Origin of the sequence: Kitasatospora sp. NPDC088548 (genome assembly GCF_044753005.1) — a bacterium.
Classification (GTDB): domain Bacteria; phylum Actinomycetota; class Actinomycetes; order Streptomycetales; family Streptomycetaceae; genus Kitasatospora.
This window is the reverse complement of sequence record NZ_JBIVMI010000004.1, coordinates 195209-207543: the sequence shown is the minus strand read 5'-3', so window position 1 is coordinate 207543 and position 12335 is coordinate 195209. Positions and strand designations below refer to the sequence as shown.

The following is a 12335-nucleotide window of genomic DNA, read 5'->3' as shown; positions in this document are numbered from 1 at the left end:
GGGCCGCCGTCCGGTCGCACCCGGGGCACCGGGTCGTACCGGAGTACCGGGTCATACCGGGGTACTACCCGGGATCCCGGCCCCCGGTCGGACGACGGCGGCGCCCGGCCCGCCTACCCTGGCGGGATGATCGACCCGCCCCCCGGACCGGCCCGGAGCGACCCGCTGCGGGCCCTGCTCGCGCCGCTCGCCCGACCGTCCGCCGACCGCACCCCGATGCTGGCCAACGCCTCCAGCCGGTGGGTCCGTTACCTCCCCTACGTCCTCGCACTGGCCGCCTTCACCTCCCTGCTGCCCAACTCGATCAACGTCCTCGCGCACGACTACAAGCTCGCGACCGGGCTCGCCGCGGGCCTCGCCATCGCGCAGACGGCACCGCTGCTGCTGACGCCGAGCCGCCCGCTGGCCGCCTGGTGGGTCATCGGCGGCACCAACCTGCTGACGTCCCTGCTGATCCTGACCACCGGGCGGGGGACCTCCTCCGCCTGGCCCTGGCCGGCCACCAGCATGGTCGGCTATCTGCTGCTGATGCTCCCGCTCGCCCTCCGCGAGCCGCGCCGCACCCTGCTCTCCGTCTGGCTGGCCACCGCCGCCGCCAGTCTCGCGCTCTCCCTGGCCGGCGCCACGGCCGAGGTCGGCAGCGACAACAGCATGCTCGCGGTGGTCCTGACCGGCGCGGTCCTGCTGCTCGGCGGAGCCCTGCGGGAGCGGGCCGAGGCCCAGCGGCTGCTCACCGAGCAGGAGCACATCAGCGAGGCCGAACGCGAGCGGCGCACCCTGCTGGAGGAGCGCGCCCGGATCGCCCGCGAGCTGCACGACGTGGTCGCCCACCACATGTCGGTGATCGCCGTCCAGGCCGCCAGCGCCCCCTACCGGATCACCGGAGTCCCGGACGACGCCGCCGAGGAGTTCACCGCCATCGCCGGCACCGCCCGTGAGTCGCTGGCCGAGATGCGGCGGCTGCTGGGTGTGCTGCGCAGCGAGGAGTCCACCACCGAGAAGGTGCCGCAGCCCGGGGTGGGGCAGCTGGCCCAGCTGGTCGAGACGGTCGCCCGGGCCGGGGTGCCGGCCGAACTGTCCGTGGCGCCCGAACTCGACGACGCCCTGCCGCAGGCCGTCGGACTCTCCGTGTACCGGATCGTCCAGGAGGCGCTGGCCAACGTCGTCCGGCACGCCCCCGGCGCGCGGGTCTGGGTCTCGCTGGCCGTGGACGGCCCCGCGCTGCTGGTCACCGTGGTGAACGGCGCCCCGCCCGAGCGCGTCGAGTCCCTGGAGGCCTCGGCCGAGGGCACCGGCCACGGTCTGGTCGGCATGCGGGAACGCGTCCGCCTGCTGGATGGCAGGCTGGACACCGGCCCGCTGCCCGACGGCGGCTTCAAGGTGGCCGCCGTCCTGCCGTTCGACACCCCCCTGGAGACATCCGCATGACCATCCGCGTGATCATCGTCGACGACCAGGCGATGGTGCGGGCCGGCTTCGCCGCCCTGCTCAACGCCCAGAGCGACATCGATGTGGTGGGCGACGCGGCGGACGGCGCGCAGGCCCTGGAGGTCACCGGCCGCACCCATCCGGACGTGGTCCTGATGGACGTCCGGATGCCCGTCATGGACGGCCTGGAGGCGGCCCGGCGGCTGCTCGACCCGGCCGTGCCCGGCGCGCACCGCCCCAAGGTGCTGATGCTGACCACCTTCGACGTGGACGACTACGTGTACGAGGCCTTGCGCGCCGGGGCCAGCGGCTTCCTGCTCAAGGACGCGCCCCCGGCCGACCTGATCGCCGCCGTCCGGGTGGTCGCGGCCGGCGAGGCGCTGCTCGCCCCGTCGGTGACCCGCTGGCTGATCGAGGACTTCGCCCGGACCAGGCCCGCCAGGCGCCGCGACCCCAAGCTGCGGCTCAACGGCCTGACCCCGCGCGAGACCGAGGTGCTGGAGCTGATCGCGCGCGGCCTCTCCAACCAGGAGATAGCCGCCCGGCTGGTGCTCGCCGAACAGACCGTCAAGACCCACATCGGCCGCATCCTCGCCAAGCTCGACCTGCGCGACCGCGCCCAGGCCGTGGTGCTCGCCTACGAGTCCGGCCTGGTGACACCTGGTCAGTAGCACTTCCCCCCTCGTGATACCCGGGTAGCACCCGGGAGTTGGCCCCGCGGTGTGACGCCCGCGGGGCCGCCGCATTCCTACCTTCCTCTCCGTCGAGACCGAACGGACAAGGGAGACAAGGGACATGCGGCAGCAGCGCCCCCAGAACAGGTCCACACGTCTGCGCCGGGCGCTCACCGCCGCCGCGGTGGCCCTGGCCGCCGTACTGGGCTCGGGCGGCTGGGCCGCCGACACCCAGCACGCCCTCACCGGACCGCCACCGGGCAGCACCGCCTGGGTGGCGGACACCACCCTCGGGATCCGCCTGCCCGACCCGGCCACCGCCACGCCCGCCGAGGTGGCCGCCTTCTTCGCCGGCCTCACGCCGGCCCGGCGGGACGCGCTGGCCGTCCGCCACCCGCTGGTGGTCGGCAACCTGGACGGCGCCCCCGTCCAACTGCGCTACCGGGCCAACGCGCTGGCCCTGACCGAGGAGCGTGGCCGCGAACTGGCCCGCGCCACCGACCCGGCGCGCACCCCGCAGGACCACGCCGCCGCCCGCGCCCGCGCCGAGCGCTACCGCACCCTGCTCGACGGCGGCCGGCAGATCCTCGCCTTCGACCCGCGCGGCCGCGGCCAGGTCGCCGAGGTCTACGGCGACCTGGCCACCGCCCGCCGGACGGCCGTCGTCGTGCCCGGCTCCGACATCGACCTGCTGAGCTTCGACCGCGCCACCGACCCGTACGGCACCCCGGCCGGGATGGCCCGCGCGCTCCACGACGTGACCAGCCGACGGACCGCCGTGATCGCCTGGGCCGGCTACACCACCCCGGTCGGCGTGGGCCCGGACGCCGCCACCGAGAAGCTGGCCCACGCCGGGGCGAAGCGGCTGGCCCGGCTGCTCGACGGACTCGCCGTCACCACCGGGCCCGACGCGCCCGCCACGGTGTTCTGCCACAGCTACGGCTCGGTGGTCTGCGGGCTGGCCCGGCCGGGGCCCGCGCAGTCCTCGGGGGTGGTGGTGCTCGGCTCGCCCGGGATGGGCGTCGGCTCGGCCGCCGATCTCGACCCGGAGGTCCCGCTCTGGGCCACCGCCCGCAACGGCTCCGACTGGATCGGCAACGTGCCGTTCGTCTCCGTCCTGGGCCTCGGCCACGGCGCCGACCCGACCGGCCCCGCCTTCGGCGCCCGCCCGCTGCCCGCCACCGGCTCGCACGGCCACACCGGGTACTTCGCGCCCGGCACCGCCTCCCTCGCGGCCTTCGCCGACATCGCCCTCGGCCGCTGACCAGCCGCGCCCGACCCGCCCGTCCCGCCCGACCCGCCCGTGCCACCGTGAGGAGCACCGCCATGGCCCACCCGCTCACCGCCCTGCGCCGCGCCGCCCACCAGGTCGACGCCCGCACCCCCGAGACCCGCGACCGCGCCCTGGACGGGCTGCGCGCCCTCGCCCTGCTCGCCGTCCCGGTCGGCCACTGGATGCTCGGCGGCTTCACCCTCTCCCCCGACGGCGCGCTGCACAACGCCAGCCCGCTCGGCTCGCTCGGCTTCTTCGCCCCGCTCAGCTGGGTGCTCCAGATGCTCGGTGTGTTCTTCCTGGTCGGCGGCCACTCCACCGTCCACTCGCTGGAGCGGGCCCGCGCCAAGGGCGTGACGTACCCGGGCTGGCTGCGCGGCCGGGCGGTGCGGCTGCTGCGCCCGGTGCTCGGGGTGACGGCCGTCTGGGCACTGCTGATCCCGCTGCTGGAGCGGCTCGGAGTGCCGGGCGACACCGTCCGGACCGGCTCGGTGCTGGTGGTGCAGCCGCTCTGGTACATCGGCGTCTACCTGGGGCTGACCGCGCTCACCCCGCTCTGTGTGGCGGCCGGCCGCCGGCTGCGCGGCTGGTCGGCGGGCGCGCTGGTGGCCGTCGTCGCCCTGGTCGACCTGGGGCGGTACGGGCCCTGGGCGGACGCGGTGCCGTCCTGGGTGGGGCTGGTGAACGTGCTGCCGGGCTGGCTCTTCGGCTACCAGCTGGGCGTGCTCTGGGCGCAGGGCCGGCTGCGCCGCCCGGCCGCGCGGCTGCTGCTGCTCGGCGGCGGTGCGCTGTTCGCCGTACTGCTGCTGGTCTTCCACTACCCGGCCAGCATGGTCGGCGTGCCCGGCGCCGAGCGGACCAACTCGCACCCGCCGTCCCTGCTGGTCCTGGCGCTGGCGGCGGTGCAGTGCGGCGCGGCGGTCCTGCTGCGCGAGCGGCTCGGCCGGCTGCTGGGGCGCCGGCCGCTGCTCTGGCTGCCGGTGGTGGCCGTCAACCTGTCGGCGATGACGATCTTCTGCTGGCACCAGAGCGCGATGCTCGCCGTCGCGGTGCCCGGTGCGGCGGCCCTGGGCGCGGTGCCGGGGCTGACCACCGCACCGTCGACTCTGGGCTGGGTGGCCGCCCGGCTGGCGCTGCTCCCGCTGTTCGGCGCCGTCCTGGTGACGATCGGGTGGTTCACCCGCCGGTTCGACGGGCCCTGGACGGCGTTCTCCCGCGCCTGGAAGGCCGTGGCCGGGGCTGCGGCGGCGCTCTTCGCCGCGTACGCGCTGGGTCTGGTCTGACCAGCGCCGGAGCGGCCGCCGCCCCGGAACGCCGTGCGTTCCGGGGCGCGGTGTCGGTCCGCTGCCCTACCCTGCCGCCATGGTGACGTTCGATGAGTTCCGCGCGATGGCGCTGGCCCTGCCGCAGGCCGTCCAGGAGCCGACCTGGGAGATCGAGACGCTGCGGGTCCACTCGAAGATCTTCGCGATGGGCTCGCCGGACGGCGGGACGGTCAGCGTGAAGGCCTCCCGGGAGGACCAGGCCGAGCTGCTCGCCGCCGAGCCCGAGGTGTTCTCCTTCCCCCAGTACGTCGGGCGGCACGGCTGGGTGGGCGTCCGGCTCGACCTGGTCGACCCGGACGAGCTGCGCGACCTGCTGACCGACGCCTGGCGGCGCACCGCACCGAAGCGGCTCGTCAAGGAGTTCGACGCGGAGGCGGCCCGGTGACGCCGCCCGGACACCGGCGGTTCATGTGATGCTAAACACAGTTTAGGGCGGGTCCATCACTCCTCCGGGCGCCCTAGGCTTGCGAAGGGAAGTTGGCAGTCGTAGCACCCTCCGGGCCCCCGCCCGCGGAACGGTGACGGGCCCCTAGGGAGTTGACGCGATGCGCCGTCGGCGGTGGAAGCGTGTACTGATCGGCGCCTTCGCGGGTTGCGCCGTGCTCGCCGACGCCGGTGCGGCGGCGGCCCAGGCCGCCGCGTCCACCGAGCAGTTGGCGATCTCCACGCCTCCGGCCGGCAGCGCCGCCTGGGTCGAGGACCACTCCTTCGGCCGCGGTCTGCCCGACCCGGCCACCACCACCCCGGCCGCCGCCGCCGAGTTCTTCACGTCGCTCGCCCCCACCGAACTGGACCGGCTGATCCAGGACTACCCGCTGGTCGTCGGCAACTTCGACGGCGCCCCGGTGGAGCTGCGCTACCGCGCCAACCGGATCGCCCTCGCCGCCGAGCGGGACCACGCCCGGGACCGCGCCAACAACCGGAAGCTCGACTCCGACCTGCGCGCGCTGGCCGTCTCCCGCGCCAACGACATCGAGCACCTGCTGGCCCCCGACCGCCAGGTCCTCGCCTTCGACCCGCGCGGCCGCGGCCTGGTCACCGAGGTCTGGGGCGATCTCGCGGACGCCGACCGGATCTCCGTCCTGGTCCCCGGCTCGGACGCCGACCTCGGCCACTTCGACCAGACCGCCGAACCGCTGCGCTCCCCCGCCGGGATGGCCCGCGCGCTGTACGCCGAGGAGCGGCGGCAGTCGCCCCGCACCCGGACCGCGGTGATCGCCTGGACCGGCTACGTCACCCCCTCCGGACTCGGTCCGGACGCCGTCACCTCGCGGCTCGCCGACATCGCCGCGCCCCGGCTGGAACGGCTGCTCGCCGGGCTGAAGGAGACCACCCGGCCGGACGCCCCGCCGTCGCTGCTCTGCCACTCCTACGGCTCGGTGGTCTGCGGCAACGCCGCCCCCGACATCCCGCGGGCGGCCGCCTCGCCGTCCGACACCTCCGGGGTCACCGACCTGGTGGTGTTCGGCAGCCCCGGCATGGGAGTGCAGACCACCTCCGAACTGGGCGCCGGCGTGCACGTCTGGGCCACCCGCAACGGCAGCGACTGGATCGGCAACGTGCCGTACCTGGAGGTCGGCGGGCTCGGCCACGGCGCCGACCCGACCTCGGCCGGCTTCGGCGCCGAGGAGATCTCCTCCGCCCGGGCCTCCGGCCACAACGGCTACTTCACCGAGGGCACCGACAGCCTGCACAACTTCGCGGCCATCTCGCTCGGCCACTACGACGAGGTGGTCCGCCCGACGGCCGGGGCCTGAACCCTCCGCTCCCTGGCGGACTGCGGCCGGTCGGACGCCCTGCCCCGGCCGGGGGCCGCCCCGCGGTCCGGGTAGAGCCGGGCGGCCTCGGCGGCGACCCTGGCCATCTCCCGCCGGGCGGCGGGCGGTGAGAGCACCTCGGCGTCCCCGCCGAAGGAGAGCAGCGAGCGGACGGCCGGCAGCGACTGGAAGCCCAGGGCGAGCTCGACCCACTCGTCGGCGGGCCCGGTACCCCACTCGGGCGGCGGCGCGGTGAGCCTGGTCCCGTGGAGGCGGATGAACATGTCCAGCCGGGCGCGCCGCACCCGGACCTTGACCGACACCTCCTTGGGCAGCCGTTCGACCTGCTCGCGCAGCACCGCCCAGACCTCGCCCAGACCGAGACCGGGACGGCGGCGCACCGGCTCCTCGGCGGTCTCGGCGGCCAGCACCCGGTCGGCCCGGAACAGCCGGGGCTCACCGCGCAGATCGGCCACCAGGTACCAGACGGCCGCCTTGCTCACCAGGCCGTACGGGTCGACGGTGTACTCGGCGGGCCCCGAGGTGCCGCTGTGCCGGTAGCGCAGCCGCAGCCGGCGGTCGGCGAAGACGGCGTACTGCAGCTCGCCGAGGTCCGGTCCGGCGGGCACGCCCGCCTGGAGCCAGCGGGCCGGGTCCACCAGGACGCGCTCGCTGATCCGCTCGGCGGCCGGGCGGTGCGGGGCCGGCAGCGCGGCCATCACCTTGCGCAGCGCCGAGCCGAGCGCGCCGTCCAGCCCGAGGTCGCTGTGCGCGCCCTGGGCGGAGAGCACGAACAGGGCGCGGGCCTCGTCGGCGGTGAGCCCGCTGACGTCGGTGCGGTAGCCGGGCAGCAGGTTGATCCCGCCGTGCCGGCCGCGTTCGGTGTAGACGGGGACGCCGGCCGCCGAGAGCGCCTCGACGTCGCGGTAGATGGTGCGGACCGACACCTCCAGGCGCTCGGCCAGTTCGGTGGCGGGCACCCGGCCGCGGGTCTGGAGCAGCAGCAGGATGGAGAGCAGGCGGTCGGCCTTCATGGCACGAGGATCCCAGAAACCCTGACGCCGGTTGTCAGCTTTTACCGGGAGATTGCCGGAACGGGGGCCGGACCGGCCGGCCCCCGCACCGGACCGCCGGCCCCCGCACCGGGCGCGCGGCTACTCGCGGCCGACCGAGGTGAAGGCCATGTTCGGGTAGCGGTCGCCGGCCACCTTCGCCGCGACCGGCTCCAGCGCGGCCAGTTCCTCCGCGGTGAGCCGCAGCGTCGCCGCGGCGGTGTTCTCGGCGAGCCGGCTGCGCTTGCGGGTGCCGGGGATCGGCACCACGGCCAGGCCGTGCACCTCGGCGCGCTGGTGCACCCAGGCGAGCGCCACCTGGGCGGCGGTGATCCCGCGCGCCGCCGCGATCTCCCGGATCGGCTCCAGCAGCGCGGTGTTGGCGGCCGCGTTCGCCCCGCTGTACCGGGGCTGGGTGCGGCGCACGTCGTCCGCCGCCAGTTCCTCGGCGGCGGCGAACGAACCGGTCAGGAAGCCCCGGCCGAGCGGCGAGTACGGCACGAAGGCGACGCCCAGCTCGGCCGCGGCCGGCACCGCCGAGCGCTCGACGTCCCGGGCGAAGACCGACCACTCCGACTGCAGGGCCGCGATCGGGTGCACCGCGTACGCCTCGCGCAGTTCGGCGCCGGTCACCTCGGAGAGGCCGAGGTGACGCACCTTGCCCGCCCGGACCAGCTCGGCCATCGCGCCCACCGACTCGGCGAGCGGCACGTCCGGGTCGCGGCGGTGCATGTAGTAGAGGTCGATCACGTCCACGCCGAGCCTGCGCAGCGAGGCGTCCGCGGCGGCCCGGATGTACGCCGGGTCGTTGCGGATGCCCCGGTGGGCCGGGTCGTCCTCCTTGCGCTCGATGGCGAACTTGGTGGCGACCACCACCCGGTCGCGGTTGGCGCGGACGAACGGACCGATCAACTCCTCGTTCCGGCCGAAGCCGTAGGCGTCGGCGGTGTCGAAGAGGGTGACGCCCGCCTCCAGGGCGGCGTCCAGGGTGGCGAGCGCCTCCGCGGTGTCGGTCGGGCCGTAGAACTCGCTCATGCCCATGCAGCCGAGGCCCTGGACGCCCACGGACGGACCGTCGGTGCCCAGCTGGGTGGTGGGGAGGGTGGGGAGAGTCATGCGCTCTGCTTCTTCCTCTGCTGGCGGCGGGCCGGTTCGCCGCGGTCGGCGATCTTCCCGGCATAGAGATCGATCTTGTAGTCGAGCACGGCGAGGGTCGCGTGCAGGTCGGCGATGCGCTGCCGGACCTCCTCGCGGTGGGCGACCAGCAGGTCGCGCCGTCCCTCGAAGGTCCGCTCGCCCTGGCGGGCCAGTTCGACGTACCGGAGCATGTCGGCCACCGTCATTCCGGTCAGCCGCAGCCGGCCCAGGAAGGCCAGCCGGTGCAGGTCGGCGTCGCAGTAGCGGCGCTGGCCGGAGGCGGAGCGGTCGACCGGGTCGAGCAGACCGATCCGCTCGTACCAGCGCAGGGTGTGGGCGGTCAGTCCGCTGGCCGCCGCGACCTCGCTGATGCTGTGCCGCGGGGTGCGGTCCGGGTCGCCGACCGGCTGGTTGAACACGTCGGAACAGGTGCGCGGGTCGACCTCGATCGGCGCGAGCGTTGCCATGATCGGAACCCCCAGTGGTGAGCGGTGTCTACGACGCTAGCGAGTTGGAGTGCACTCCAAGCAAGCCTCCCACGCGGGTGCTCGGACCACCCGGTTAGAGTCGGGCCCATGGAGAGCTTGCGGATGATCGAGAACTGGCCGGTGCCCAACGCCGCGGCGGCGGTGGTACGGGGCGCGGACGGCGCGGTGCTCGCCGGACACGGCCCGCAGCAGCACCTGTTCCCGCTGGCGTCGGTGACCAAGCTGCTCACCTCGTACGCCGTCCTGGTCGCGGTCGAGGAGGGCGTCTTCGAGCTGGACGACCCGGCCGGGCCCGCGGGTTCGACCGTCCGCCACCTGCTGGCGCACACCTCGGGGCTGGCCTTCGACGAACAGCGGGTGATGGCCGAGCCGGGCAACCGCCGGCTCTACTCCAACGCCGGCTTCGACGTGCTGGCACAGACCCTGACCCAGGCGTCCGGCATCGAGTTCGGCCGGTACGCCGCCGAGGCGGTGTTCGAGCCGCTCGGCATGCGCTCGACGCTGATCAACACCGCGCACAAGTCCCCCGCCGGAGCCGGCGGTCTCTCCACCGTGGGCGATCTCGCGCTGTTCGCGGCCGAGTTGCAGGCGCCCAAGCTGCTGGACCCGTCCACCGTACGCACGGCCACCCGCGAGGTCGCCTTCCCGGGCACCAGCGGTGTCCTGCCCGGCTTCGGCCACCGCCGCCCGAACGACTGGGGCCTCGGCTTCGAGATCCGGGACGGCAAGGCGCCACACTGGACGGGCACCGCCAACTCGCCCGCCACCTTCGGCCACTTCGGCCAGTCCGGCACCTTCCTCTGGGTCGACCCCGAGGCGGGCGTGGCCTGCGTCGCGCTCACCGACCGGGACTTCGGCCCGTGGGCCGCCGAGTCCTGGCCGCTCCTCAGCGACGCCGTCCTGGCCGAACTGCGCGGCTGAGCAAGCCCGGTGGGCGCGCCGCACCGGCCGCCCACCGCGGGCCCCGCTCAGCCGTACGAGACCGGCGAGTGCATCTCCCAGAGCAGCAGCTCGGCGCCGGTCTCCCCGGCCGTCGGGTCCGCGAAGGCGCCGCCGGTGATCCGGACGCTGTCGCCGGGCACCATCGACCGGCCGCCGCCCTGCGGGCCCGGCACGGTGCGGTAGCCGAGCGAACCGGCCGTCAGATGGGCGTACCGCCATGCGGCGGCCGGGAGTTCGGGCAGCGGCTGCCAGGGCCCCGCGGTGGCCAGCCAGAGCGCGGCGTCGGAACGGCGCAGCCGCAGGGCGTCCGTCCCGGCGTCCCGTTCGAGGCCGGAGGCGAGCAGCGTCAACCCGCCGTCCGCCGGTTCCACCCGGCGCAGCCCGTACACCGGGGGCGCGTCGAAGACGTCCGGCTGGAGCCACATCTGGATGAAGCGGACCGGCCCCCGGGCGCCGCCGACGTTGCGTTCGGTGTGGGTGACACCGGAGCCCGCGCTCAGGTGCTGGATCATGCCGGGGCGGACCACCCCGCTGTGACCGCGGGAGTCCCGGTGGGCGAGCGCGCCCTCCAGCACCCAGGTGAGGATCTCGGTGTCCCGGTGCTTGTGCTCGTCGAAACCCGCGCCGGGGGCGAGCAGTTCCTCGTTGCAGGCCAGCAGCGCGCCGAAGTGGGTGTTCTTCGGGTCGTAGTGGCCCGAGAAGGAGAACGCGTGTCTGGTCTCGATGCCCTCGGCCGGGATCGAGAGGTGGCGCTCGGCGGTGCGGCGCAGGTCGGCGCGGGGGCGGGCGGGGGCGTCGGTCACGGCCTCCACGGTAGCGGGTGTGACGGCCGCCACCGTGGCCCTCCGGCGGGGGGCGTGCACGAGCAGCCACTCCGGTGAGGCAGTCTTGTCCTTGTGCCAGCCGCTTCCGCGAACTCCAAGAGCGATCCGAACGCCAAGCCCGACAAGAACGGGAAGAGCCCGACGTCCGGGGCCGGCCGGGACCGGCCCGGCCGGGCGGCGCCGCGCCTGACCGTACAGGAACGCAGACTCGCCGCCGAGCGCGCCGAGCGCCGGGTCGCGACGCTGAAGCGGCTGGAGAAATCCTCGGGCAAGCTGGCCACGGCCGCGATCGCGCGGATGGACGACCAGCTCGGCTGGTACCGGCGGATGCCGCCGGAGCACCGCTCCTGGATCGGCCTGGTCGCCCAGGCCGGGATCGCCGCCTTCACCGAGTGGTACCGCCACCCCGACGCCCCGCAGGCCATCTCCACCGACGTCTTCGGCACCGCACCGCGCGAGTTGACGAGGGCGATCACGCTGCGCCAGACCGTGGAGCTGATCCGCACCACGATCGAGGTGATGGAGGAGGCCATCGAGGAGGTGGCCGCCCCCGGTGACGAGGCGGACATGCGCGAGTCCGTCCTGGTGTACGCCCGGGAGATCGCCTTCGCCACCGCCCAGGTCTACGCCCAGGCGGCCGAGGCGCGCGGCGCCTGGGACGCCCGACTGGAGGCACTGGTCGTCAACTCGCTGCTCTCCGGTGACGCCGACGAGGGAGTCCTCTCCCGGGCCGCCGCGCTCGGCTGGGGCCAGCCGAGCCAGGTCCGGGTGGTGATGGGCAGCGCCCCGGACGGGGACAGCGAGCTGGTGGTCGAGGCGATCCGCCGGGCCGCCCGGTACGCCAAGCTGCATGTGCTGACCGGGGTGCTGGGCAAGCGCCTGGTGGTGGTGGTCGGCGGCGACAAGGAGCCGGTGCACGCGGCCAGGGCGCTGATCGGCCAGTTCGCGGCGGGCCCGGTGGTGGTCGGCCCGACCGTGCCCGACCTGCTGTCGGCGACCCGCTCGGCCCACGCCGCCGCCGCCGGCCTGCGGGCCTGCGCCGCCTGGCCGGACGCCCCGCGCCCGGTGCTGGCTGACGACCTGCTGCCCGAACGCGCGCTCGCCGGAGACCAGGCGGCCCGCCGCCAGCTGGTGGAGGAGATCTACACACCGCTGGACGAGGCGGGCTCGGCACTCCTGGAGACCCTGAGTGTCTACCTGGAGCAGGCCTCCTCTTTGGAGGGTGCCGCCCGGATGCTCTTCGTCCATCCCAACACGGTGCGCTACCGGCTGCGACGTGTGACAGACGTCACGGGCTACGCTCCCTCCGACGTACGTTCGGCGTTCACGCTGCGCATCGCACTGGCGCTGGGACGACTCGCCGCGGCTGGAGAGCACAATTGACCGCGATGTAGGGAACTGACAATCCCGGATGCTTTTCTTCGTTACCGTCGCC

The 12335-nt window shown here is 74.8% G+C and carries 12 protein-coding genes; 8 read left to right on the top strand and 4 right to left on the bottom strand.

The window, feature by feature from the left end; genetic code table 11:
• The first annotated feature begins 126 nt into the window (after positions 1-126).
• From ACIP82_RS08485 to ACIP82_RS08460, 6 genes are all read left to right on the top strand, one after another.
• Positions 127-1428, top strand: coding sequence for a sensor histidine kinase (locus ACIP82_RS08485; protein ID WP_363607130.1), 1302 nt, complete (start codon positions 127-129; stop codon positions 1426-1428).
• Positions 1425-2099, top strand: a complete 675-nt coding sequence (locus ACIP82_RS08480; protein WP_400652118.1) for a response regulator — start codon at positions 1425-1427, stop codon at positions 2097-2099. Before ACIP82_RS08485 ends, ACIP82_RS08480 begins: the two co-directional genes overlap by 4 nt.
• Positions 2100-2223: 124 nt before the next feature.
• Positions 2224-3366, top strand: coding sequence for an alpha/beta hydrolase (locus ACIP82_RS08475; RefSeq protein ID WP_400652115.1), 1143 nt, complete (start codon positions 2224-2226; stop codon positions 3364-3366).
• A 62-nt stretch (positions 3367-3428) separates the two neighbouring features.
• A complete protein-coding gene (locus ACIP82_RS08470) occupies positions 3429-4658 on the top strand; it encodes an acyltransferase (RefSeq protein WP_400652112.1) in 1230 nt (409 codons plus the stop codon).
• A 79-nt stretch (positions 4659-4737) separates the two neighbouring features.
• Positions 4738-5085: an MmcQ/YjbR family DNA-binding protein gene (locus ACIP82_RS08465; RefSeq protein ID WP_363607138.1), complete on the top strand. Its 348-nt coding sequence runs from the start codon at positions 4738-4740 to the stop codon at positions 5083-5085.
• A 160-nt stretch (positions 5086-5245) separates the two neighbouring features.
• The gene (locus tag ACIP82_RS08460; protein WP_400652110.1) at positions 5246-6457 is read left to right on the top strand and encodes an alpha/beta hydrolase; all 1212 of its coding nucleotides are present in this window, start codon (positions 5246-5248) and stop codon (positions 6455-6457) included.
• Here ACIP82_RS08460 and ACIP82_RS08455 read toward each other — a convergent pair.
• The 3 genes from ACIP82_RS08455 to ACIP82_RS08445 form a co-directional block, all read right to left on the bottom strand.
• Positions 6421-7491 (bottom strand): WYL domain-containing protein, encoded by a 1071-nt coding sequence (locus ACIP82_RS08455; protein ID WP_363607142.1) that lies wholly within the window; start codon positions 7489-7491, stop codon positions 6421-6423. The two genes, ACIP82_RS08460 and ACIP82_RS08455, sit on opposite strands and share 37 nt — an antisense overlap.
• 120 nt (positions 7492-7611) lie before the next feature.
• Positions 7612-8625 (bottom strand): aldo/keto reductase, encoded by a 1014-nt coding sequence (locus ACIP82_RS08450; RefSeq protein ID WP_400652107.1) that lies wholly within the window; start codon positions 8623-8625, stop codon positions 7612-7614.
• Positions 8622-9113, bottom strand: coding sequence for a MerR family transcriptional regulator (locus ACIP82_RS08445; protein WP_363607146.1), 492 nt, complete (start codon positions 9111-9113; stop codon positions 8622-8624). Before ACIP82_RS08445 ends, ACIP82_RS08450 begins: the two co-directional genes overlap by 4 nt.
• Positions 9114-9221: 108 nt before the next feature.
• On the opposite strand from ACIP82_RS08445, the gene ACIP82_RS08440 reads away from it, so the two are divergent.
• Positions 9222-10055: a serine hydrolase domain-containing protein gene (locus tag ACIP82_RS08440; RefSeq protein WP_400652104.1), complete on the top strand. Its 834-nt coding sequence runs from the start codon at positions 9222-9224 to the stop codon at positions 10053-10055.
• A 47-nt stretch (positions 10056-10102) separates the two neighbouring features.
• Here the strand turns inward: ACIP82_RS08440 and ACIP82_RS08435 are convergent, their stop codons facing one another.
• Entirely contained in the window at positions 10103-10879 is a 777-nt protein-coding gene (locus ACIP82_RS08435) for a pirin family protein (protein WP_400652102.1), read from the bottom strand.
• A 207-nt stretch (positions 10880-11086) separates the two neighbouring features.
• On the opposite strand from ACIP82_RS08435, the gene ACIP82_RS08430 reads away from it, so the two are divergent.
• Positions 11087-12283 carry a helix-turn-helix domain-containing protein gene (locus ACIP82_RS08430; protein WP_363607248.1) on the top strand — a complete coding sequence of 399 codons (1197 nt, stop codon included), beginning with the start codon at positions 11087-11089 and terminating at the stop codon, positions 12281-12283.
• The last annotated feature ends 52 nt before the right edge of the window (positions 12284-12335 follow it).